Source organism: Caulobacter sp. DWR3-1-2 (assembly GCF_049896225.1).
Lineage (GTDB): Bacteria > Pseudomonadota > Alphaproteobacteria > Caulobacterales > Caulobacteraceae > Caulobacter.
The window spans coordinates 348,795-373,618 of record NZ_JAFCTW010000003.1; the positions used below are offsets into that span (position 1 = coordinate 348,795).

At 66.1% G+C, this 24,824-nt stretch carries 12 protein-coding genes; 7 read left to right on the top strand and 5 right to left on the bottom strand.

Going from position 1 to position 24,824, the window contains the following annotated elements; genetic code table 11:
- The first annotated feature begins 2 nt into the window (after positions 1 to 2).
- From ACP696_RS06250 to ACP696_RS06260, 3 genes are read left to right on the top strand one after another with little or no spacing between them, the layout of a single operon-like run.
- A complete protein-coding gene (locus ACP696_RS06250; RefSeq protein ID WP_426043563.1) occupies positions 3 to 1,433 on the top strand; it encodes a tryptophan halogenase family protein in 1,431 nt (476 codons plus the stop codon).
- On the top strand, positions 1,430 to 2,965 hold the full coding sequence (locus ACP696_RS06255; RefSeq protein ID WP_426030702.1) for a tryptophan halogenase family protein: 1,536 nt from the start codon (positions 1,430 to 1,432) through the stop codon (positions 2,963 to 2,965). Before ACP696_RS06250 ends, ACP696_RS06255 begins: the two co-directional genes overlap by 4 nt.
- Entirely contained in the window at positions 2,962 to 4,467 is a 1,506-nt protein-coding gene (locus ACP696_RS06260) for a tryptophan halogenase family protein (protein WP_426012208.1), read from the top strand. The genes ACP696_RS06255 and ACP696_RS06260 overlap by 4 nt, the downstream gene beginning before the upstream one ends.
- 152 nt (positions 4,468 to 4,619) lie before the next feature.
- Here the strand turns inward: ACP696_RS06260 and ACP696_RS06265 are convergent, their stop codons facing one another.
- A complete protein-coding gene (locus ACP696_RS06265) occupies positions 4,620 to 6,305 on the bottom strand; it encodes a glycoside hydrolase family 43 protein (RefSeq protein WP_426012570.1) in 1,686 nt (561 codons plus the stop codon).
- Between the two features lie 346 nt (positions 6,306 to 6,651).
- Between ACP696_RS06265 and ACP696_RS06270 the strand changes: the two genes are divergently transcribed.
- Positions 6,652 to 9,594, top strand: a complete 2,943-nt coding sequence (locus ACP696_RS06270; protein ID WP_426012210.1) for a TonB-dependent receptor — start codon at positions 6,652 to 6,654, stop codon at positions 9,592 to 9,594.
- A 215-nt stretch (positions 9,595 to 9,809) separates the two neighbouring features.
- On the opposite strand, the gene ACP696_RS06275 is transcribed toward ACP696_RS06270, so the two are convergent.
- Positions 9,810 to 11,927: an alpha-glucuronidase family glycosyl hydrolase gene (locus tag ACP696_RS06275; protein ID WP_426012572.1), complete on the bottom strand. Its 2,118-nt coding sequence runs from the start codon at positions 11,925 to 11,927 to the stop codon at positions 9,810 to 9,812.
- 230 nt (positions 11,928 to 12,157) lie between these two features.
- On the opposite strand from ACP696_RS06275, the gene manD reads away from it, so the two are divergent.
- Both manD and ACP696_RS06285 read left to right on the top strand, forming a co-directional pair.
- The gene (manD, locus tag ACP696_RS06280; RefSeq protein WP_426012212.1) at positions 12,158 to 13,369 is read left to right on the top strand and encodes a D-mannonate dehydratase ManD; all 1,212 of its coding nucleotides are present in this window, start codon (positions 12,158 to 12,160) and stop codon (positions 13,367 to 13,369) included.
- A gap of 125 nt (positions 13,370 to 13,494) precedes the next feature.
- Entirely contained in the window at positions 13,495 to 14,247 is a 753-nt protein-coding gene (locus ACP696_RS06285) for a FadR/GntR family transcriptional regulator (protein WP_426012214.1), read from the top strand.
- A gap of 305 nt (positions 14,248 to 14,552) precedes the next feature.
- Here ACP696_RS06285 and ACP696_RS06290 read toward each other — a convergent pair whose 3' ends face one another.
- The 3 genes from ACP696_RS06290 to ACP696_RS06300 all read right to left on the bottom strand — a co-directional run bounded on the left by ACP696_RS06290 (position 14,553) and on the right by ACP696_RS06300 (position 21,012).
- The gene (locus ACP696_RS06290; RefSeq protein WP_426012215.1) at positions 14,553 to 17,384 is read right to left on the bottom strand and encodes a glycosyl hydrolase 115 family protein; all 2,832 of its coding nucleotides are present in this window, start codon (positions 17,382 to 17,384) and stop codon (positions 14,553 to 14,555) included.
- An 88-nt stretch (positions 17,385 to 17,472) separates the two neighbouring features.
- Positions 17,473 to 19,884 carry a glycoside hydrolase family 3 N-terminal domain-containing protein gene (locus tag ACP696_RS06295; protein WP_426012217.1) on the bottom strand — a complete coding sequence of 804 codons (2,412 nt, stop codon included), beginning with the start codon at positions 19,882 to 19,884 and terminating at the stop codon, positions 17,473 to 17,475.
- Between the two features lie 177 nt (positions 19,885 to 20,061).
- Entirely contained in the window at positions 20,062 to 21,012 is a 951-nt protein-coding gene (locus tag ACP696_RS06300; protein WP_426012219.1) for an SGNH/GDSL hydrolase family protein, read from the bottom strand.
- A gap of 601 nt (positions 21,013 to 21,613) precedes the next feature.
- Between ACP696_RS06300 and ACP696_RS06305 the strand changes: the two genes are divergently transcribed.
- Entirely contained in the window at positions 21,614 to 24,784 is a 3,171-nt protein-coding gene (locus ACP696_RS06305; protein ID WP_426012220.1) for a TonB-dependent receptor, read from the top strand.
- Positions 24,785 to 24,824: the final 40 nt, after the last annotated feature.

A 24,824-nucleotide genomic window follows, 5' to 3' on the forward strand; every position in this document is an offset into this window, starting at 1 on the left:
CCTTGAGCCGCGTCGTCATCCTCGGCGGCGGCGTCGCCGGTTGGATGACCGCCTGCGCCCTCGCCCGCGCCCTGCCCGCCGGCTGCGACATCCGCGTGATCGAAACCGTCGACAGCGCCCCGCGGGGGGCTCTGTCGACCCTGCCCGCCCTGCGCACCTTCCACGGCCTGCTTGGCCTTGAGGAAGGGGCCCTGATGCGCGCCGCCCACGGTACGTTCAAGCTGGGATCGCGGTTCAGCGGCTGGGCCTCGGGCGATCACATCGAAGGCTTCAGCGACGTCGGCGTCGGCCTGGAGGGCGTGGCCTTCCATCATCACTGGTTGCGGGCTCGGGCGAGCCAGGACGTCGGGCCGTTCGAAGCCTACAGCCTGGCGGCCGTGGCCGCGCGGATAGGGCGCTTCACAAGGCCCAGTGAGGACGCGCGGTCGGTGCTGTCGACCCTGTCGTACGGCCTGCATCTCGACGCCGCCGGCTATGCGGCCGTTCTCAGAGCGGCGGGGCCGGGCGTCGCGCGCGGGTCTGGCGAGGTCGCGGCCGTCGCCCTGTCGGCCGAGGGCGGCGTCGAGGCCATAGAGCTGGTCAGCGGCGAGCGCGTCGAGGCCGACCTGTTCATCGACACCACCGCCGACGGCCGGCTGATCGGCGGGGCCTTGGGCGTGGCGTGGCGAGACGCCACGGCCTGGTTGCCTTGCGACCGCCTGGCGACGCGCGAGATCGCACTCCGCCCCAATCCGTCGCCCCTGACCGAGGTGGAGGCGATCGCCGAGGGCTGGCTGCGCCGGGTCCCGTTGCGCGACCGTGACGCCGTCGCCCTGGCCTATCGCTCGGACCTGACGTCCGACGACGAGGCGGTCGAGATCCTGGGCGGCGAGGACCATGTCGAGCCGCTGCGCAATGGTCGCCGCGAGCAGGTCTGGCGCGCCAACTGCGTGGCCATCGGTCCGGCGGCCGGCCAGATCGAGCCCTTGAACGGCTCCGACGCTCACCTGATCCAGAGCGGCGTATCGCGGCTGCTGGGCTTGCTTCCCGGTCGCGACGGCGATCCGCAGGCCGCCGCCGAATATAATCGCCTGATGGCCGAGGAGATGGATCGCGCCCTGGACATGGCCGTGATGCGCTACGCACTCAGCCACCGCGAGGATCCCCTATGGACCATGGCGCGCCGCGCCTCGCCCTCCCAGCCCCTGGCCTACAAGCTGGCGCAGTTCGAGAGCCGCGGTCGTGTGGTGCTCTATGACGAAGAGACCTTCATGGAAGGAAGCTGGACCGAGGCGCTGATCGGCCACGGGCTGCTGCCGCGCCGCCACGACCCGCTGGCCGAGCGACTGCCGCCCGCGCGCGCGGGCGAGGCGCTGGCCAGGCTGCGCGCCCTGATCCGCCAGACCGCCGAGTCCCTGCCCTCCCACGCCGACGCGCTGAAGGCTCACGCATGACGAACGCGCCCATCCGGAAAGTCCTGATCGTCGGCGGGGGCACGGCCGGTTGGATGACGGCCGCCGCCCTGTCCAAGGTCCTGGGCCGCCAGGTCGAGGTGACGCTGGTCGAGTCCGAGCAGATCGGCACGGTCGGGGTCGGGGAGGCCACGATCCCGCCGATCCTCACCTTCAACGCCATGCTTGGGATCGACGAGCGCGACTTCATGCGGGCCACCAAAGCCACGTTCAAGCTGGGGATTGAGTTCCGAGGCTGGACCGACCCCGGCGATCGCTACATCCACCCGTTCGGGACCTTCGGCCTGGATATCGAGGCGATCAAGTTTCACCAGATCTGGCTGAAGTTCCGCGATCAGGTCGGGCCGATCGAGACCTTCAACCTGGCCGCCGTCGCCGCCCTGACCGGTCGCATGGCTTTGCCCGACCCCGACCCGGCCAAGGTGCTGTCGAGCCTGAAATACGCCTTCCACTTCGACGCTGGCCTCTATGCCAGATACCTGCGGCGCTTCTCCGAGGCGCGCGGCGCGACCCGTGTCGAGGGCAAGGTCGCCGATGTCACCCTGCGCGGCGAGGACGGGTTCATTCAGTCCGTCACGCTCGACGACGGCCGCGTGCTGGAGGCAGACCTGTTCATTGACTGCACTGGCTTTCGCGCCCTGCTGATCGGCGAGGCCCTGGGCGGGACCTATCACGACTGGAGCCACTGGCTGCCCAACGACCGGGCCGTGGCCCTGCCCTGCGCAACCGGCGGCGACGGCATGACGCCCTATACCCGCGCCACAGCCCAGAAGGCCGGCTGGACTTGGCGCATCCCGCTGCAGCACCGCACGGGCAACGGCTACGTCTATTCCAGCGCCCATATTGGCGACGACGAGGCCCTGGCGACCCTGATGGCCGGCCTCGACGGCCCGGCCCAGGCCGAGCCGAACTTTCTACGCTTCACCGCAGGACGTCGCGATCGGGCGTGGATCAAGAACTGCGTGGCCATCGGCCTGTCGTCTGGTTTCCTGGAGCCGCTGGAAAGCACCAGCATCCACCTGATCCAGGCGGGGATCACCAAGCTGCTGTCCCTGTTCCCCGACCAGAGCTTCAATCCGCTGGAGATCGATCAGTACAACCGCCTGACCGCCCAGCAGGTGGACCTCGTCCGCGACTTCATCATCCTGCACTACAAGGCCACCGCCCGCGCCGACACGCCCTATTGGGATTATGTCCGGACGATGGAGATACCCGAGAGCCTGCAGCGCAAGATCGACCTGTTCGCCGGTCGAGGACGGCTGTTCCAGTCCGACTACGACCTGTTCGCCGAGCCCAGTTGGATCGCCGTGCTGTTGGGTCAGGGGATCGTCCCGCGCCAGTATGACGCGCTGGTCGATAGCCTGCCCGAGGGGGACATCGTCCAGCGCCTCAAGCGGATGTCGGCCCTGATCGCCCAGACGGCCGCCGCCCTGCCCTCTCACCAAGCCTTCATCGCCCGCTACTGCGCCGCCGACGCCGCGCCCGCCAACGCCACGTCTGGGGTTCCCGCATGACCGACCACCGCCTGCGCAAGATTGTCATCGTTGGGGGCGGCACCGCCGGCTGGATGACCGCCGCCGCCCTGGGACGTTTTCTCAAGGACGGCCACACAAGCGTGACCCTGGTCGAGTCCGAGGAGATCGGCACGGTGGGGGTCGGCGAATCGACCATCCCGCAGATCAACATCTTTAATCGCATGCTGGGCCTGGACGAAAACGAGTTCGTCCGTCGCACCAAGGCGACCTTCAAGCTGGCCATCGAGTTCGTCGACTGGAAGTCGATCGGCCACAGCTACTATCACCCGTTCGGCCCCTATGGCGTCGATATGGAGGGGGTGTCGTTCCACGCCTACTGGCTTCGGCTGAAGGCCTTGGGGGAAGCCGGCGAGCTCACCGAATATTCGCTGCAAGCCTTGGCGGCGGACCAGGGCAAGTTCATGCGGGCCAACGGCCAGCCCAACTCGCCGCTGGGCTCGATCGCTCACGCCTATCACATCGACGCTGGCCTCTACGCCCGGTTCCTGCGGGGATACGCCGAGGAGCGCGGCGTCCGGCGCCAGGAAGGCAAGATCGTCGAGGTTCACCAGCGGGCGGCCGACGGCTTCGTCGAAGCCGTGACCCTGCAGAGCGGTGAGCGGATCAAGGGCGACCTGTTCATCGACTGTTCGGGGTTCCGCGGGCTGTTGATCGAGGAGACCTTGAAGACAGGCTACGAGGACTGGTCAAACTGGCTGCTCAACGACCGCGCAGTGGCCGTGCCCTGCGAACTGGGTGGCTCGCTCGCCCCGGTGACGCGCGCCACCGCACGGCCAGCCGGCTGGCAGTGGCGCATCCCGCTGCAGCATCGGCTGGGCAACGGCTATGCCTATTCCAGCCAGCATATCAGCGAAGACGAGGCGACCGCCTATCTGTTGGCCAACCTGGACGGGGCGCCGCTGCGCGATCCCTTTACCCTGAAGTTCAAGGCGGGCCGCCGGCTGAAGAGTTGGAACAAGAACGTCGTCGCAATCGGCCTGTCGGGCGGCTTCATGGAGCCTCTGGAAAGCCAGAGCATCCATCTGATCCAGGTCGGCATCTCGCGCCTTCTGGCCATGTTCCCCGACGAGCGTTTCGAGCAGCCCGACATCGACCGCTACAACCGCGTCATGCAGTTCGAATATGAGAAAATCCGTGACTTTCTCATCCTGCACTTCAACGCCACCCAGCGCAGCGACACGCCGTACTGGGACTATCTGCGGACCATGCCCATTCCCGATTACCTGGCCGACAAGATCGCGGTGTTCAAGAGCTACGGCCGGGTGTTCCGCGAGAACGAGGAACTGTTCAACGACACCAGTTGGTTCGCGGTGATGATTGGCCAGGGCCTGGAGCCGCGCGGTCACGATCCGATGGCCGACATCCTGTCCGACGACGACCTGCGGGCGCGGATGAGCGACATCCGATCGGTGATCGCCAAGTCGGCCGAGGTGATGCCGGAACACTTGCGGTTCATCGCGGACAACTGCGCGGCGGTCTAGAGCATTTCCCGACCTGACTGCGACAGGCCGGGAGCTCTAATCTTTTGTTTTGACGCATTTTTCTTTACGCGAACCGGAACCACTTCCGCTCGAAAAATGCTCCAGGTCAAATCCAGGCATCCGGCGACCGGCGGGATGCCTGGGAACGGGGTTCAATTCCCGTACGCATAGACCCCCATCACCGCCCCGACGAATCCGCCCGCGACCTTGGTGCTGAGGATCGTCCCATCCACGCCAGTCTTCAGGACAGTCCAGTGGCCCGGCCTCTGGCTATATGAGAAATCGTAGGCCCCCCCGTGGGCCTCGATCTTCAAATAGACCGGGCCGTCCGCCTTCAAGGTGACCGGGGCGCTGGCCAGCACCACGCCATCAACCGGATCCTTGGGTCCGGCCCGCCGCTCCAGCCGCACCACCGGCTTGCCGTCCTGCAGAGCCAGGCCCAGGAAATAGTAGAAGTCGTCGTTCTGCAGCGCGACCAGACCGGCCTTGTCGCCCGGCCTGGTCGGAACGTAGCGGAGAGCGGTCGAGGCGCTGGCGTTGATGTGCTGCTGGCGACGGCCCCAGAAAGAGGGCTGCACGCCGGCTCCCAGCTTCTGGTCGCGGGCGGTCAAGACCAACTGGCCATCCTTCAGGCTCCACCACCGTTCTCGCGGGTTGCGGAGGGTCATCCAGTTCAGCGGCAGGTCCTTGCCGTCGAACGCCTCGTGTACCTTGAAAGCGCCGCTGGTAGGCAGCGTAGACGCTGGCGGGTTCGGCAAGGCCGGTCTGGCGTGGACATAGGGGATGGTCTCGCCTTTCGGCAAGATCATCGGCCAGCCGTCTTTCCAGGTCACGGGCAGCAGGAAGGTCTCGCGGCCGGTGTTGTAGAGGTCATCACCGTAAGGCCGCACGGCCAGGAAGGTGGCCCACCAGTCACCGTTCTGGGTCTGCACCAGGTCTGCGTGGCCGGCAGAGGTGATGGGCAGGGCGCGATCCTTGGGCAGTCCGCGCTGGGTCAGGATCGGATTGTGGTCGTAGGGCACATAGGGGCCGGCGACCTTATCGGCCCGCAGCACCACCTGCGAATGACCCTCGGCCGTGCCCCCCTCGGCCGCGGTCAGGTAGTAGCTGCCATCGACCAAGGTGATGTGCGGCCCCTCGATCCAGATCGGCTTGGTCAAGGGATCGACGCCACCGTCCAGCAGCACGCTGCGCGGACCGACAGTTTTCTGGCTCTTCGCGTCGAATTCCTGGATCCAGATGGCGCGGTGGCCATCATAGAGCGGCGGGCGGTCAGGCGCGTCGTTGTTGACGATCCAGCCTTTGCCGTCGGTGTCGAAGAACAACGAGGCGTCGATTCCGCCGACCTGCGGCAGCCAGACCGGGTCCGACCACGGCCCCTTGGGGTCCTTGGCGGTGATCAGGAAATTGCCTCCACAATCAACGCAGGTGTTGAGGATGTAGAACGTGCCGTTGTGCTCGGTAATAGCCGGAGCGAACACCCCCCGCGACAAGCCCAGGCCGTCGAAGTTCAGTTGGCCCGGCCGATCGATCGCGTTGGCGATCTGGGTCCAGTGGACGAGATCCTTGCTGTGGAAAACCGGTAGGCCCGGAAAATACGAAAAGGTCGAGTTGACCAGGTAATAGTCTTCGCCCACCCGCGTGACGCTGGGATCCGGATAGAAGCCCTTCAGAATCGGGTTGGCGTATTGGCCGGACGCCGGTTTGAAGGCCGCGTCGGCTGGGTCTGAGCCCTCATAGTCGAACCAGTCGAAGCTGGCGGTTCCCGGCGCGGAGGTCTGGAAGGCGCTCGGTGCGGCGTTCGCGGCCTCGGCCGCGCCTGCGGCGGCCAGGATCATTGCGGCCGCACGGCCGCACGCTCCTTGACGGAGTCTTTTCATGGCTTGTCTCCCGGCGCTCCAGGGTGGTCTCACCAGCGAGCACACCTCAGATGACAGGGCTCGCGGACCCTCGTCAAGGTAGCGCTAACACCTTCGGCTGGGCGCAAAGCGTGACCTTAAAACATCGTGGTCGGACAACGTTCTCCCAAGAGGTATGACCTCGTTGACACAAGAGGCCTTACCTCGTAACGCTTCACTGTGACCGCTACCATGTCGCCGATCTCGATGGTGTCGTCGAGAAGGCTAAACAAGGCCGCCGTCTAAAATGACAAGTGCGCAGAGCACTGAACCATAGGGGAGAAACATGGCTTCATCCGTCCGCTCGCGCGCCGTCCGGCTCGCCCTCATCGGCGCCACCTGCCTGACTGGCTTCATCGGCGCGCCCGCTCTCGCCCAGCAGACCCCCGCCGCGGCGCCGGCCAACGCCGACACGGTCGAGGAAGTGATCGTCACCGGCTACCGCAAGAGCCTGGCCGACGCCACCAACGCCAAGCGCGACAGCATCGCCTTCACCGACTCGGTGTTTTCCGAAGACATCGGCAAGTTTCCCGACCTCAACATCGCCGAGTCGCTGAACCGCATCCCGGGTATCCAGCTCACGCGTGAAATCAACGGGGACGGCCTGAACATCGCCATCCGGGGCCTTGGTCCCGACTTTACCAAGATCGTGTTGAACGGCGCGCAGGTCGCCGTGGCCTCGTCGGGCCGCACCGACGCCCAGAACCAGAACCGCACCATCGACTTGGACCTGTTTCCGACTGAGCTGTTCACGCGCCTCGACGTCAACAAGACGCCCGTGCCCAGCCAGTTGGAGGGCGGCGTCGCCGGCGTGGTCAACATGCGCAGCTCGCGCCCTCTGGATCGCCCCGGCCAGCATCTGACCTATTCGCTGCAGGGCAGCTATCAAGACAGCGCCGGCAAGTGGAGCCCGCGCGGCGCCCTGATCGGCAGCAAGTCGTGGGAAACGGCCGTCGGCGAGTTCGGCGTGCTGGTCGGTTATGCCGGCGTTCGCTCCAAGAGCCGCACCGATGGCTTTGAGACGATTGGCTGGACCAACGCCAGCACCGGCGGGTCCAGCAACTTCGCCTGCGCCGGCTGCAACAGCACCTTTGGCGGTAACGGCTTCACCTTCGCGCCGACCGTGGCCGTCAACGCCGGGAACGGCTTGACCACCGGCGCGACCGTCAATGACGCCTTCTTGCTGGCCAACAACCCCGGCACGACCCTGCAGCAACTCAGCGATGGCCTGCTGCCGCGCCTGGGCCGCCAGTCCCACAGCGCCGGTCACCGCGACCGCGACTCGCTGTTGGTCTCGCTGCAGTACCAGCCCAATGACAAGGCCGAGTTCTACATCGACACCCTGCTGGGCCAGACCGATCGCGAGTTCAGCCGCATCGACATTGACTGGGTGGTTCGCAACTCGAATTTCATGACGCCAACCAACGTCAAGGTCGACGGCAGTAACATCGTCACCAGCGGCACCTTCTCCAATGCCCAGTTCTTCCTGGAGGCGCGGCCCTATCACGAAACCAACGACTTCGTGAACGTCAATCCGGGCGGCACCTGGCGTTTCAGCGACAACCTCAAGCTGGACGCTCAGTTCAATGTCAGCCGCAGCGTCTTCTTCCGTCAGGCGCCGACCATCCTGATCAATACCCCGCTCAACAGCGGGCTGACGGTGACCTACAACAACACCGGCGGTGACTTCCCCAGCATCAAGACCAACGCCAATCTCAACGACCCCAACCTGGGCTGGACCTTCGCGGGCGGCCGGGTGAACATCCAGAACGAGAAGCGCGTCACCTCCACCAAGGGCACGCACTGGGACCTGACCTGGGGCGACGAACGCAGCTACATCAAGGGCGGCGTCGCCTATGACGAAGCCTCGCGCACCATCACCGCCCTGGACAACAGCGACCGCTGGCAGCAGATCACCTGCGGCGGAGGCGGGACCTACCTGCCGCGTCCCAACACCCAGCCCGCCTGCGCCGGCGGCGCAGGCTCGGCGATCACCAACGCCCAGTTGGCCTCGTACCTGAAGCCTGGCCCCCTCGGCTTTGTCATGGTCGACTACGACAAGTTCAAGGCCGCCACCAATTTCGAGGCCTTGAACGACACCGCAGCGTTCACCACCTCGGCCGCCACGGCCGCCAGTTCCGGCAAGATCGAGGAAAAGAACACCGGCGCCTATGTCGAATTCGCCGGCGTCGCCACTGTCATGGACCGCGACCTGCGGATCAATGGCGGCGCGCGCTACGTCTCGACCGACCAGGACATCACCGGCCCGGTTTCGATCCCCTTCCCCAATGTCGCCAACTGCACGCCCAACTGCGTGCCCAACACCCTGACCTTCAAGACCCAGTCGCAGCGGTATGACGCCTTCCTGCCGTCGTTCAACGCCGTCTACGCCGTGCGCGAGAACATCAATGTTCGCATGTCCGCGTCGCGCACCCTGACCCGTCCCGACCCCAGCGCCATGCTGCCGGGCACCACGTTCAGCGACCCCTCGGCCCAGGCCGCCAACCAGGGTAATCCGGCGCTTCGCCCCTACACCTCCAACAACTTCGACGTGGGCGGCGAATGGTACACCGGCGGCGCCGGCTATGTGGGCGTGGCCCTTTTCCAGAAGGTGGTCACCGGCTTCACCACCCTGGGCGCCACCACCCAGCCCTTTACCTCGCTCGGCATTCCGTTTGACAGCCTGACCGACCTGCAGAAGACCGCCATCAACAACCGCGGCGGCCCCAGCGCGGCGACGGTGACCGTCAGCCAGCAGGTCAATTCCGGCTCCGACCTGACCATCCGCGGCTACGAGCTGAACTGGGTCCAGCCCCTGGACTTCCTGCTGGACGGCGCTGGCTTCACCGCCAACTATACCCGCGTCAACCAGACGGGCACCGGCGGCGTGGTGGCCCTGGGCGTGTCGCCCTACACCTACAACCTGACGGGTTACTACGAGAACCACGGCCTGACGTTGCGGGTGTCCTACAACTACAACGACGCTCAGATCAGCTCTGGCCCAAACCAGAACAGCGTGCCGACGGCCCGTATCAAAACCGACGCCTACAAGCAGATGGACCTGTCGGCCAGCTACACCCTGCCGGTTCTGGGTGGTGCGCAGATCACCTTCAACGCCATCAACATCACCAGCGAAACCCAGCGGCAGGCGTTCCAGTATCCGAACGCCACCTACACCTTCTATGACCCGGGTCCGACCTATCTGATCGGCATCCGGGGTCAGTTCTAGACTTACGCGAACCTCCCTCCCTCGCGTTCCCCAGCGGCGTGTCCCCGGACACGCCGCTTTTTTTAGTCCTCCACCTGTGGGGGAGGTGTCGGCGCAGCCGACGGTGGGGGAGTGATCGTCAGGCGGCAGCTTGTGGGTCGATCGACCCTAAAAACTCCCCCCACCGATCGCTGCGCGATCGCCTCCCCCACAGGGGGAGGACCATCACCACCCCCTCAATTCCCTGGCGCATAGGGGAAGTTCAGGCTCTCATAATACTCCAGCGAATGGGCCGGAGCCGCCTCGCCCGCCGGCAGCGGGCGCTTCGAAAACGTCTGGAAATAGGCGATCGAGGCGTCGCGCCACCACTGGGCCTCATGGCGCTGGATGGCCAGGAAGCTGGCGACTTGAGCGTGGCGCTCGGGGTCCACATAGGGCGCAAGCGTCTCCCAGGTCTTGCCCATGCCATCGACATAGGACACGCCGCGCGAATAGTGGGTCACCATGCCGTCCCACAGGCTCACGCCCGACTTCAGGCGGTAGTCCCACGGGACATGGTGGAACCACAGCAGGTCCCTCTCATCGACCGTCTTCAGGTCCGAGAACCGCTGGGCCACCACCGGCGCGTACTGCGCCACGGCGTTGCTGCCGGTCGCCGTGCGGTCAAAGCCGACGCCATCTGGACCGGCCTTGGCGTAGTAGACGCTGGTCCAGTCGGCGCGCGGCCCGCCTGTCACCCACGGACCCGGGCCATAGTGATGGCTGCGGCCCATCTGGTGGTGCAGGCCCAGCGGGGTCATGTAGTCCACCGCGGCCTCGCGCGAGCCCATCATCATCGTCACGACCGGCTCGACAAAGCGCGGGTCGGTCGAGAAGGTCATCTTCGCCCAGTCGGCGGCGATGTCGCGGCTGGAGGCTTCCGGATCCCAGGCCAGGCGGCCGAACACGTACCAATTGGCCTGGTCGAACTGCGAGCCGGTCCAATTGCGGTCGGCGCCGATGTTGGCGACCCCGGCCATCAGCGTCTGGCGATGATCATCCAGCGCGCCGTCCACCACCTTGGCCACGGTCGAGCCCTTGCCCTTCGCATCGGTGTCCGACCGCAGCGTCTCCTCGTAGAGTGGGCCCAGATAGACGAGGTGGGTCGCGAAGCCGAGATATTCCTTGGTGATCTGGAACTCCAGGCCCAGGGCGGTCATGGGCATGGAGCCGAACAGCGGATGGAACGGCTCGCGCGGTTGGAAGTCGATCGCCCCGTTCTTGACCTGGACGATGACATTGTCACGGAATCGGCCGTCGAACGGCTTGAACTCGCTATAGCCCTGCTTGGCGCGGTCGTCGGGCTGCTCGTGGGAATAGACGAAGGCCCGCCACATCACGATCCCGCCGTGGGGCCCCACCGCGTCGGCCAACATGTTGGCGCCATCGACATGGGTGCGGCCATAGTCCTGCGGGCCCGGCTGGCCCTCGGAATTGGCTTTCACCAGGAAGCCGCCGAAGTCGGGAATGGCCTTGTAGATCTCGTCGGCCTTGGTTTTCCAGAAGGCGCGCACGGCCGGGTCCAGTGGGTCTGCGGTCTTCAGGCCGCCGATCTCGATCGGGGCCGAGAAGCGGGCCGACAGATAGACCCTGATCCCATAGGGCCGGAAGACCTCGGCCAGGTCGGCGGCCTTGGCGATATAGGGCGCGGTCAGGCTGTCGGCCTTGGCGTTGACGTTGTTGAGCACCGTGCCATTGACGCCGATCGAGGCGTTGGCGCGGGCATAGTCGACATAGCGGGGGTCCTTGTAGTCCGGCAGCTTCCACCAGTCCCACAGGGAGGCGCCGGCATAACCCCGCTCCACCGTGCCATTCAGGTTGTCCCAATGGTTCAGCAGGCGATGCTGAACCGCTGGCGCGGACGCGATGTCGAGCCTGTCGACCCCCTGACCCGTCTGCACGAGGCGCAGATAGTGGAAAACGCCATAGAGCACGCCGATGTCGCTGTTGGCCGCGATGACCGTGGTCTTGCCGACCGTCCTGATCAGATAGCCTTCCGCGCCCGCACCCTTCAGGGGCAGGTTCAGGGCTGCGACGGCGGGCGTGTCGGACGGCGTGCCCAGCAGGATCGTCGCCCCGGCCTCGCTGGCCGGCGCCGCGCCCGTCAGGCCTGTCAGGCCGCGCTCGAGCTCCGCCCGGGCGACGTTCAGCGTGGGCGTTTCGGTGGTCGCGGCGATCGCGCGCGGCGCTGGGCGCTGGTTTAGCGGGAGCGGGCGATAGCGCAGCCAGAGATCGTGGCCATCCTCGGCTCGCGCGGCGGCCGGCGCCGCGAGGCCAAACGACAGTAAACAGCCGGCCAGGCACAGGTCCCGCATCAACGTCGTGAGCCGCATATTTCCTCCGTGGCGGCCCTGGACCGTCGTTGCAAGACGCGCGACGGGCCTTGAGCCGTGATACCGCTACCTCGTGTTACATCCGGGGAGATCAAAGGTCGAGACACGGTGCAATTATTGGTCAGACCAATGGGTTGACAACCCCCACCTCTCCTTTAGACCGATATCGCTACCATTCGGCTATCGGTAGGCTGAATCAACGAAAGCAACCCATGCCGAAGATTACCGCCGCCAAAGTCATCGTTTGCTCCCCGGGTCGCAACTTCGTCACCCTGAAGGTCGAGACGAGCGACGGCTTGCACGGGATCGGCGACGCGACGCTCAACGGCCGCGAATTGGCGGTGGCGAGCTATCTTGGCGACCATGTCGTTCCGATGCTGATCGGCCGCGAGGCTCACCAGATCGAGGACATCTGGCAGTATCTTTACAAGGGCGCCTACTGGCGTCGGGGTCCGGTGACCATGGCCGCTATCGCCGCGGTCGATACCGCGCTGTGGGACATCAAGGGCAAGATCGCCGGCCTTCCCGTCTACCAATTGCTGGGCGGCGCCTGCCGGACGGGCGTGATGGTCTATGGCCACGCCAATGGCGCGACCATCGAGGAGACCCTCGACAACGCCGCCGTCTATGCCGAGCGGGGCTACAAGGCTATCCGCCTGCAGTCGGGCGTCCCGGGCCTGAAATCGGTCTATGGGGTTTCCAAGGACAAGTTCACCTACGAACCCGCCGACGGCGACCTGCCGACCGAAAGCCTGTGGTCAACCGAGAAGTACCTGCGCAGCGTGCCGGGCCTGTTCGAGGCGGCCCGCGACAGACTCGGCGACGACATCCACCTGCTGCACGACGTGCACCACCGCCTGACTCCGATCGAGGCTGGCCGTCTGGGCAAGGACCTGGAGCCCTATCGGCCGTTCTGGATGGAAGACGCGGTCCCCGCCGAGAACCAGGCCAGTTTCCGGCTGATCCGCCAGCACACCACCACGCCCCTGGCCGTGGGCGAGGTGTTCAACTCGATCTGGGACTGCAAGCAGCTGATCGAGGAACAGCTGATCGACTATATCCGCGCCACCGTTGTCCATGCCGGCGGCATCTCGCATCTGCGGAAGATCGCCAGTTTCGCCGACCTGCATCATGTGCGCACCGGCTGCCATGGCGCGACGGACCTGTCGCCGATCACCATGGCCGCCGCCCTGCACTTCGACCTGTCGATCCCCAATTTCGGCATCCAGGAATATATGCGCCACACCGAGGCGACCGACGCTGTGTTCCCACACGCCTACACCTTTAACGACGGCATGCTGCACCCCGGCGAGGCCGTCGGCCTGGGCGTCGATATCGACGAGGCCGAGGCTGCTAAACATCCCTACAAGCGCGCCTATCTGCCCATCGCCCGCCGCGAGGACGGCTCGATGCATGATTGGTGACGCTGTCACGACGTTCGTCGCGGGCTCGTGCAACCGGTGTCAAAAAATAGCCCGCGCCCGGCAGGTCGGCTATGGTGCCGCGAGTCGAAGGGGCCGGTCGGCCCGCCAGGAACCTGACGAAAGCCATGGCCGAAAACGTCAAGCTCTACCGCAGGATCGCCGATACCATAGCCGAGGCCATCGAGAGCGGCCGGTACAAGCTTGGTGATCGCCTGCCGACCGAGCGTGAACTGGCCGAGCAGTTCGGCGTCAGCCGCCCCACCCTGCGCGAGGCGATGATCGCCCTGGAAATGCTGGGCATGATCGAAGCCCGTCACGGCCTGGGCATCTACGTCACCGGCAGCGTCCGTCCCGCCACCCCGACCAGCAGCGAGCTCGACACGGAGATCGGCGCCTTTGAACTGATCGAGGCCCGCCGCCTGTTCGAGGGCGAGGCCGCCGCCCTGGCCGCCACCGCCATCGACGACGCCCAGATCGCCGAGCTCGAGGCGCTGATGGGACGGATGGCGCGCGAGGAGGAAATCCAGGGCGAGGACGCCGATCGTGAGTTTCACATGGTCATCGCGCGGGCCTCGGGCAACGGCGCGATCATCGCCACCATCGAGAACCTCTGGCTGTGGCGCGATCGCTCGCCCCTGGCCCGCAACATCCTGACCCGCGCCCGGGGCATGGGGCTCGAGCCGCGCATCGTCGAGCACCGCCGGGTGTTCGAGGCGCTCAAGGCCCGCGACCCCGCCGCCGCGCGCCAGGCCATGCGCGACCATCTGGAGCGGGTCATCGAACACCTGCTGCACGCCACCGAGACCGAGGCCGTGCAACGCGCCCAACAGGAAACCAACGCCCGTCGCAGCGCGATCGCCAAGCGGGTCGCCATCTAGCACGCCTTTGATTCAGATTGAATCGGCATCCAAATATTCCGTCTCCCCGGCGAAGGCCGGGGCCAAGGTGAAACCCACGAGAGGCTCTGGATGAATCTGGGTCCCGGCCTTCGCCGGGAAGTCGGGGAATTGGAGCGATGCATCTGTGTAAACCAAACACGCTCCAGAGCATTTTTCGAGCGAAGTGGTTCCGGTTCGCGTGAAGAAGAATGCGTCAAAACAAAAGGTTAGAGCTCACGGCCTGACGCAGTCAGGTCGGGAAATGCTCTACCACGCAGATCGCCCCCGCCGTGTGGCTGCGCGGGTCATCGCCGTCGCCCTTCGGCTGGGCCGAGATAGCTTTCCGGCAGGTCGCCACGCGAGATCACCAAGCGCTCGAACACCACGCCGGGATCCACCCGCCAAAGGCGGATACGATGAGCGCCCGCCCTGCCCGCCGTCAGCCGCAACCGCTGCACCCGCGCGTTGTCGGCCACGGCCTTCTCCCAGCCCTTCTGGCCTTCGCCGGTCCGCGTTTCGCCCTCGTGCAGGTTGACGACCACCGGTGGCGCGTCGTCCAGCGACACCGCGTAGCGCAGACCGCCGCCGCCACGGAAATCTAGGCTGGGGGCGGTGAAGACCCACAGGTCGAAGGCGCCCGCCTGGGCCAGGTCGACGACGTAGTCCAGATAAGGCCCCTGCCCCGGCGCGCTGGACGGCGCGGTCGAGGGGTAGGTCGTGACGCCCGACAGGGTGCGGCCCAGGCCCGGTATGGTGGTCCAACTCACGCCGCCCGTCCCGGTCGCTCGCGCATGGTGCTCGGCCTCGATGGCCAGCGGACCGCCGGCTTCGATGAACACGCCCTTGGCGACCTTGCGGGGACCGTTGTCGACCACGGCCGTGACGGTAACCGCCTTGCCGTCGGGGCCAGTGATTGCGATGGCCGCGCGGTGCATGCCGATCGGCGCGGTGTTCCAGTCAACCGACACCTCCAGCCGCGTGTCGCCGTTAGCGGCGGCCGGGCCGGGAGCGAGCTTGAGCCAGGGCTCGGCGGTCTTCACGCTGAAGGCCAGCGGCCCGGCGCCCCGGGCGAACACATCGATCCAGCGGCTGGCGACGCCGTCGCGGGCCAGGGGCGGCAGGTCCGCGCCGGCGTCGACCGCCGCGCCTTGCCCCTCGATCACCACGCCGAACCCCGTCGAGGGCGCGACCGTCAGGGTCGCCGGGACGATGTTGGTCGATGGCTGCTGCCACGACGTGTAGCCGATGTGGGTCTGGCTCATCATCTCGCGCCACTTGCCGCCCGCCAGGTCATGGTTCCACTGCTGGACCAGTCGAGCGTCGCGGTCGAACAGGGCCTGGACCTTCGCCGCCTCGTCATTGGCCGCCATCCGCCCCTGCTTCGCGTACAGCGCGTTGCGGCCGGCGGCGATGTAGAGCCGGGTGTGGTTGGCGCTGGCCTGGATCGGGAACCAGACCAGCTGGAAGAAGGCGTCGTCCTGATCCTTGGGCAGCGCCTTGCGCAATGCGTCGGCGCGGCGTTCCAGGTCGCCCCACTCCGCTTCGACGCGCTCGGCCTCGCGAAAATTGACCAGGCTGAAGGTCGCGCCGTCGATCAGCTCGGGTTTGCGGCGCGCGTTGAGTTTCGTGTAGCCGGTCAGCAAGGCCGCGATCTCGTCGGCGTGCTCGGGTCCGAACTGCGCTGCGGCCCAGCCGTGCGTATAGGTCGACATCCGGTCGACCGGCATGGCGTCCGGACCCCAGGCCATGTCGAGGAAGAACTCGATCGGCAATTCCATGGGCTTGAGGTCGCCGACATTGACGATCCACAGCCGGTCGGCGCCGTAGTCCTTGGCCAGTTTCATCTGCTCCCAGACGCGCTCGACCTGGTTGGTGTTGAGCCACTTGTAGTTCCGGGGGCCGCCCACATAGTCGAAATGATAGTAGACGCCGTAGCCGCCCCGTCGGGTCTTGCCCCGCTCCGGAAGCCGCCGGATGTTGCCCCAGTTGTCATCGGAGAACAGCAGGGTCACGTCGTCTGGCGCGCGCATGCCGGCGTCGTAATAGTCCTGCACCTCCTTGTAGAGGGCCCAGACCTGCGGCGTCTGCGACGGGTCCTTGCGGGTCACCTCGCCGATGATCTTGCGCTGGTCGGCGACGACGGTCTCCAACAGCTTGGTGGCCGTGCCCGCGCTCATCGGCTCGTCGCCGTCGCCGCGCATGCCGACCGTGATCAGGCTCTCGTTGGCGCCCAGCCGCGTGACGCCCTCGCGCCAGAAGTCCTGTAGGCTCTTGGGGTTCTTGGCATAGTCCCAAGGCCCCTGGCCGTAGCGCTCCCACTCGACGTGGGCGCGGCCCATGGGCTCGTGGTGCGACGTGCCCAGCACGACGCCGTATTCGTCGGCCAGCGGCGCGCTCAGCGGGTCGTCGTCATAGATCGCCTTGCCCCACATGGCGGGCCACAGGAAGTTGCCCTTCATCCGCAGGGTCAGCTCATAGACCTTGGCGTAGAAGTCATGGTTGACCCCGCCGAAAGTCGCCTTGGCCCAGCCCATCAGCGCGGGGTCCTCATCGTTGAGGAAGAGGCCGCGGTACTTTACACCCGGCTTCTGTACGCGGCGATCGGACGCGACGGCGACCTCCGCCTTGACGGGGACCGGCACGTCGGCCCACCAGGCCCAGGGCGACACGCCCGCCCTCTCGATCAGGTCATAGGCCCCAAAGATCGTGCCGCGCTTGTCGGCGCCGGCGATGACCAGGGCGCGAGCGATACCAGGGCGCGGGTTCTCGACCACCTGCTGGACGAAAGCCTCCCACTGGCCGGTGACGCCGGTTACGTCGAGCTTGCCCGAAGCAATCAGGGCGTCGATGGCCGGGCTCCTGCCAATGGTGCCAATGATCACCAGCGGCGCGTCCTTGGCGGGCTGGGCGTCGGCTGACAGCTTGCCGAGGTCGGAGCGGACGTCGTTCACCGCGCGCAGCACGCCGGGCCAGTCGGTGACGTCGGTCTCGATCCGGGCCGAGCGGCGGGCGGCGATCAGGGGGAAGGTGGCAGAGCTTGCGGCGGCAGGCCCGGCGGCGTGGACGGGCGTGGCGAGCGCCACGCCCGTCGCCAGGGCGGCGGCCAGGGTCAGAGCGGTGATGGCGGTGCGGATCATGCCGACCTCCCTTTTTATGCCGGCAGAGCTGCGCGCGGGATGGGGACAGGCCCATGTGCCTGTCCCCAATCGTATGGAGCGGACTCGTTTAAGCCGTGACCGTCAGCGTCGCCGGCTTCAACTGGACCGAGTTCGGGCCCGACAGCAGGGTGAACTTCCCCGGCTCGACCACCCGCTTCATCTCCAGGTTCCACAGCGACAGGTCCATCGGCGAGACCTCGAAGGTCACCGTCGTCTTGGCGCCGGGGGCCAGGGTCACCCGCTTGAAGTGCTTGAGCTCCAGCACAGGGCGGGTCACAGAAGCGGCCTCGTCGTGGATGTAGAGCTGCACGACTTCATCACCAGCGACCTTGCCGGTATTGGTGACATCGACCTCGACCTTGACGCTCTGGCCGGGACCGATCGCGGCCTGGGCCGGGCGCGGGGCCGAAATGTCGAAGGTGGTGTACGAGAGCCCGAAGCCGAACGGATACAGCGGCGTCGTCTCGTCGAACAGATAGCCGCGCCGGGCCGTGGGCTTGCGGTTGTAGAAGATCGGCAGTTGGCCCACGTCGCGGGCGATGCTGACCGGTAGCTTGCCGCCTGGATTGGCGCGGCCAAACAGAATGTCGGCGGCGGCGTTGCCGGTCTCCTGGCCCAGGTACCAACCCTCGACCAGGGCGTCGGCGCGCTGGGCCAGCAGGTTGACCGACAGCGGACGGCCGTTCAGCAGGAACACCACGGTCGGCTTGCCCAAATCGAAGATCGCCTTGGCCAGGTCGTTCTGCTGGCCGATCAGGTCGAGGCTGTCGCGGTCGCCCAGGTGGTTGTCGGCCCAGGCTTCGCGGCTGGTCTGCTCGTTGTCGCCCAGCACCATGACGATGACGTCGGCCCTTTTCGCCACCTCGACCGCCTCGGCGATGAGTCGCGCGTTGATGGCCGGGTCGGCGAGCTTCACCTCGTCCTGAGCCCAGATGCGGGCCTCGGTCAGGCGCACGGCCTCGGCATAGTCGAGCGTAAAGCCGCTCTTCTTGGCCTCGGCCTGCAGGCCTTCATAGATCGACACCACATGGCGCGGGGTGTCGCTGTAGCCGCCGATCGGGGTGTCCTTGGCGTGCGTGCCCAGCAGGGCCAGGCGCTTGAACTTGGTCGGGTCGAGCGGCAGCAGACCCTTGTCGTTCTTCAACAGCACGACGGCCTTGCGGGCGGCCTCACGGGCCAGGGCGATGGCGTCGGGCGTCGCGGTCTTGGCGTCGGCGGTCTTCTCGTCGGCATAGGGGTTCTCGAAGAGGCCGCCCTCGAACTTGATCGCGAGCACCCGCGCCACCGCCTCATCGACCGATGACTGCGGCACGCGGCCCGACTTCACCAACTCGGGCAGCAGGACATAGGCCTCGCCATCGGGGAGCTCGACATCGACGGTGGCGTTCATCGCCATCACGGCGGTGTCGGCCAGGCTGTCGGTCAGCTTGTGACGGGCGATCAGCTCCTTGATGGCGAAATAGTCGCTCATCGTCACGCCCTTGAAGCCCCACTCCTGGCGCAGAACATCATGCAGCAGCCAGCGATTGACATGCGAGGGAACCCCGTCGATCTCGTTGTACGACGGCATGACCGAACGGACCGGCAGCTCCTTCACCGCCCGTTCGAACGGCGGGAAGAAGTTCTCGCGCAAGGTGCGCTCGGCGATCTGGGCGGGGCCGACATTGGTGCCATTCTCGGGCTGGCCGTGGCCGGTCATGTGCTTGAGGGTGACGAACACCTTGTCCGGCGCCAGCGGCAGGGTCCGGCCCTGGAATCCGCGGATCGCCGCCAGGCCGATCTCGGCGCACAGGTGCGGATCCTCGCCATAGGTCTCCTCGATGCGGCCCCAACGCGGGTCGCGCGCCACGTCGACCACCGGAGCCAGGGCGATGTTGGAGCCCCGGGCGCGCATCTCGCGAGCAGCCACGGCGAAGCACTTCTCGACGGTTTCGGGGTCAAAGGTCGAGGCCAGGGCGATGGCTTGCGGGAAGCTCGTGGCGTCGCGGGCTACATAGCCGTGCAGGGCCTCGTCGTGCATCAGCATCGGGATGCCCAGGCGCGTCTGCTCCATCGACCACTTCTGGGCGGCGTTGGTGTAGTGCGCGGTTTCCTTGGCGTTGCGGCCGACCGAGCCGTCATCAGCGCCGGCGGCGGCGTCGACCACCGTGGCGGGCTTCAGTCCCTTGCGGTCGGTAGGGCGCGAGATTTGCCCCAGGCCGTTGGGGAAGTTCTTGCTGGCCTCTGCGGGCGAGAAATCGCCTTCGGGCGTCTGGATCCTGGCCTTGGTGAGCCAGATGCCGATCAGCTGGGCCGCCTTCTCTTCCAGCGTCATCCTCGACAGCAGGTCGCGAACACGCAGTTCGATCGGCTGGGCGGCATCCTTGTAGAGCGGCTTGCCGCCCTTGGCGGGGACGGCCGCGCGCACGGCGGGCGCCGAGGCGGCGGCCAGGGCGGCAAGGCTGACCCCAAGGGTGCGGCGCGTGAAGGTCTGGCTCATGGTCTTGGTTTCCCCGCTTTGATCGGACCGTGATCGGTCTCTCATCCGGCGCGAACGCCTTGGCTGGTTGGCAGTATGGAAGGGCGGACACGCCCGCTCAAGTCATCGGATGTTACCGGTCTCATAAATTGACGGATGATGCCAGACCCATTGGTCAGACATCTTCGTTTGCAGAGATCAGTGGTCGAACAACGACAGCGGAATTGCGTCCGCCATGGCCTTGTAGCCGGCCATCGAGGGGTGCAAGCCATCGTTGTCATAGGCCGCGTTGAGGCGCTCCGGCTTAACCGGGTCACGCATCAGCAGGTCGAAGTCGATGACGGCGTCGAAATGGCCAGGCGCGCGGATCCAGGCGTTGATCGCCTGGCGGTCGGCCTCGTTGACCGCCGTGGGATGGTAGTAGGCCGAACCGGCATAGGGCAGGATGGTCGCCCCGATAACCTTGATCCCGCGCGCGCGGGCCCGCTCGATCATCTGGCCATAGGCGCCGGTCATGTCGCGCACCAAGGCTGCGTGGGCCTCCGGGGTCGCCGGCGCGTCGCGGGTCAGCACGCCCAGGTCGTTCACCCCTTCCAGCACGATCAGATAGGCGACGCCCGTCTGCGAGAGCACGTCGCGTTCGAAGCGGGCCAGGGCGTTGGGCCCCGAACCGTCCCGCAACACGCGGTTGCCTCCGATCCCCTGGTTGAGAACGCTCAGATGGCGGGTCTTGGCTGATGCTTGCAGTCGGGCGGCGAGATGATCGGGCCAGCGCAGGTTGCTGTTGGGCGCCACGCCGTAGCCGTCGGTGATCGAGTCGCCCAGGATCACGACCGCGCCGCGCGTCTGACCGACCACATCGACGCCCGACAGCGCGAACCAGTGATCGACGGTCTTGGCGCCCGGCAGGTCGGCGTCCGCCACATGCTGACCGGCCAGCACATAGGACGTCGCTCGCGATCCGGGATGGCTGGTCTGCCGCTCTGGCGAGGCTGGCAGGTAGACGGTGATCGCCAAGTCCGACAGGGGTGCGACCGACAGGTCGATCGGGTCGGAAAGATACTCCGCGCCCGCCGGCACCACGACTTCGGTCTGACCAGAGAAGGTCGCGGCATGGTCGGTCGCGACATCGATTCGCGGGCTGCTCACCGAGAGGGGCTTGGCGACATGCACAGAGGCGAACCGAAGAGGCGCCGTGCCGTGGACGTTGGACAACCTGACGCGAACCTGCCGCCCTCCCCCCGTCAAACGAACGATTTGCCGGAGGGTCGCGTCGGCGAGGTCTTGCGGCGCCAGCGCGTTCTGTGGCTCCGGAACCTGCTGCGAGGCCGCCCACGACCCCACCCAGTGAGTTTTCGTACTGGGCGGTTGGGCGCCGGCCGCGAACGGACTGACGATGAGCAAGGCAGCCGCGAGCGCGCCAAGTGTCCGACGAGTCTGGATCATGCTTCTCTCCCGCACCGTCATTTTTTCGACGGTAGCGGTACCAGTACTAGGCGACCGCGACGCAGGTTGGAAGTTGGAATGCGTGCAACGTCGACGGAGCCAGGCGTTCATCGACCGGACGCATTTCGTCGCCACGGCCGATTCCGACCGCACGGCGGTGATAACCAATCCCTCCACTTTGGCCTTACCACGCTTCCGGCGAATTGTGCAAAGTGGTAATACCATTTCGTTGACATACGCGGCGACTGGTCGGATAAGTTCGTCAACGGCGCCAAACACAGACGCGCCTCTGGGGAGGCTAAAGATGACATCCAATTTCAATATGCTCGTCCTTCGCGCGACGCTGCTGGCCTCATGCGCCGCCGTCGCCCTGGGTTCGACCGCCCAGGCGCAACAGACGCCCGCCGCGACGCCCGAGGCCGCCGCTCCGGTCGACACCGTTGACGCCGTCGTGGTAACCGGTTTCCGCGCGGCCTACGCCAACGCCATCGCCACCAAGCGCGACACGCTGCAAATCTCGGACGGCATCTCGTCGGACGGCCTGGGGCGCTTCCCCGACCTCAATGTCGGCGAAGCCATCCAGCGCATCCCGGGCATCCAGATCAACCGCGAGGCCGACAGCCGCAACGCCACGATCAGCCTGCGCGGCCTGCCCGGAACCTTCGCGCGCACCACCCTGAACGGCGGCGCCTTCGCCGACCCGGTCCTGAACGGCTCAACCCCGCTGGGCGCCTTCAACTCCGACATCTTCACCGCCATCAATGTCATCAAGTCGCCCATGGCATCGGACCTGGCCGGCGGCCTGTCGGGCAATATCGACCTGCGCATCGCCCCTGCCCTGGGCCGCAAGGACGGCGGCTTCGCCAAGCTTTCCTACGAGTACAACGACCTGGGCAACCTGGGCAGCCCGCTGGCTTCGCTGGGCTACAACAAGCACCTGACCGACGACTTCGCGGTGTTCGGCGTGGTCGCCTGGAAGGACGAAAAGTTCCGCCGCGACTCGATCACCGTCAATTCGTGGGGTAACCGGCTGGGCTCGATCCAGTTGGGTGGCCAACAGGCCGTGGTCAACAACACCGGCGCCTATGTCGCCGGCCAGAACGCCGCCTATGACGCTCTCCAGGCGTCGCTGCCCGCCAGCTACACCTCGCAGTTCCCGAACGGCCTGGCCCCCGTCTACTATCCCAGCCAGACCCGCCAGCTCGTCAAGTTCAACCGCGGCACGACCCTGTCGGCCGCCACGGGCTTCGAGTGGCGCATCAATGAAGATTGGAAGTTCGGCGCCAACGGCTTCATCACCCGGCGCAAGCTGAGCCAGGCCACCAATAACCTGCTCTATATCGACGCCGGCGCGGGCCAGGGCACCAATACCGGCCTGACGGCGACCTCGGCCGTCGCCAGGATCAGCAATCTCGGCGCCCCCTACATCGTGCAGACGCCGAACGGTCCACGCGCCTATGTCAACTCGTTCTCGGCCGCCAACATCAACACCTTCGACTCCATCCGCTCGGAGCCGGCCCTGAACCAGACCTGGGCCATCAACCCGACCGTCGAGTTCAAGAACGACGAATGGCGCGCCACCGCCAATTTGACCGTCTCGCGCGCCAAGGCCCAAGCCAAGCAGATCGAGTTCGACATCGTCCAGAACCCCTACCGCAACCTCGGCGCGGGCGGGCTAAACGGCATCACCACGTCGGTCGCCCTGGGTGGCGCCGACCTGGCCAACTACATGGCCACCCTGGCCACCCCGCACGCCACACACCTGGCGACGACGCCCTACAACATTCCGGCGCTCGCCAGCGCCGCCACCCAGGCCGGCGCCCAGATGCCCGGCGCGGCGGCGAACACGCCCGCCGACCGCTTCGGCATCACCGGCACAAACGGCCGGGCCAAGAACGACCTGGATTCGGCTCAACTCGACCTGGAGCGCACTTTCGAGGATGGCCGCTTCCTGACCAGCTTACAGTTTGGCGGCCGCGCCGAGAGCCTGAAGTTCACCTCGTCGGGTTCGCGCAACACTTCGCTGGGCGCCCAGACCCAGAACATCACGCCGGCCATGGCCTCGCAGCTGAGCTACGCCAACGATTTCTTCGGCGGCCAGGCTTCGGGGGCGACGTCCAACTGGATGGGCGTGGACGTCAAGCAAATGCTGTCGATCCTGACCCCGGTGAACACCGCGCCCCGCAACACCACCACCAATCCCACCGGCTTGCCCGGCCAGTTCGCCTTCGGCGCGCCTGGCGTGTTCCTGACGCCCTATGGCTTTGTGAACAATTATTGGGACGGCAACTACTGGAACAACAACTTCACCAATGAGAACGACGTCTACTCGGCCTATGCAACAGCCAAGTTCAAGACCGAAATGTTCAGCATTCCGGTGCACGGCGCCCTGGGCGTTCGCTATGAATATACCGACAACAAGATTGTCGCGCTGAACTGCACCAACTGCGCCGCCGCCCAGTCGGTCGCGCCCGGTCCGATCAACCACGGACAGACCACCAAGACGACGACACGCAACTATGACTATTGGCTGCCGTCGCTGATCCTGGCGGCGGACCTGCGCGACGACCTGATCCTGCGTTTCGCGGCCTATTCGACCTATGTGCGCCCGCAGCCACGCGACATCGTGCCGACCACCTATGTCCAGAGCCCGGTCGACCTGACTCCGCCGGTCGATCCGGTCTACACGGTGACCATCGGCGCGACGAGCCTGAAGCCCTACACTTCCGACTCTGTGGACCTGTCCCTGGAGTGGTACAACCGACCAGGCGGCCTGATCTCGCTGGCGACCTACCGCAAGAAGGTTGACGGCTATATCGGCCCGATCACCGATCCGACGCTGCTTTGCCCCGCCTCGGGCCAGATCCCAGGCCTGGACGTCAATCTGGGTACGCTGACGATCGACAACTCGGGCGGCACGCCAGTCTGCAGGAGCTCTAACACCTTCACGGGCGCAGGCGGGACGGTCAGGCAAGCCCAGGTCAATATAAGCGGCCAGACCAACCAGAACGCGATGACGGTCACCGGCGTCGAGTTCAATATCCAGCAGAACTTCGATTTCCTGCCCGGCTTCTGGAAGGATTTCGGCGGCGCGTTCAACTACTCCTACACGTCGATCGATGGGAAGGACCAGGCGGGCAAGGCGATCACCCTGCCCAGCGTTTCGAAGAACAATCTCAATTTCATCGGCTATTATGAAGGGGCAAAGTTCGGCGCCCGCCTGGTCTATAACTGGCGCGACAAATACGATCTGGCCGCCGGCAATTCGTTCGTCGGCGACGCCCGCACCGTCAAGGCGCGCAGCCAGCTAGACGCCTCGGCCTCGTACAAGTTCACCGACGACCTGACGCTGTCGGTCGACGCATTCAACCTGACGGACGCAACCCGTTCGGAATACGAGAGCGATCCGATGCTGCCGCGCCGGATCGACTATGACGGCCGCACCTACCAGATGACCCTGCGGGCCACCTTTTAGTCTGTAGTTCCCCTGTGAGGCCGGGCTCCGCGCCCAGCCT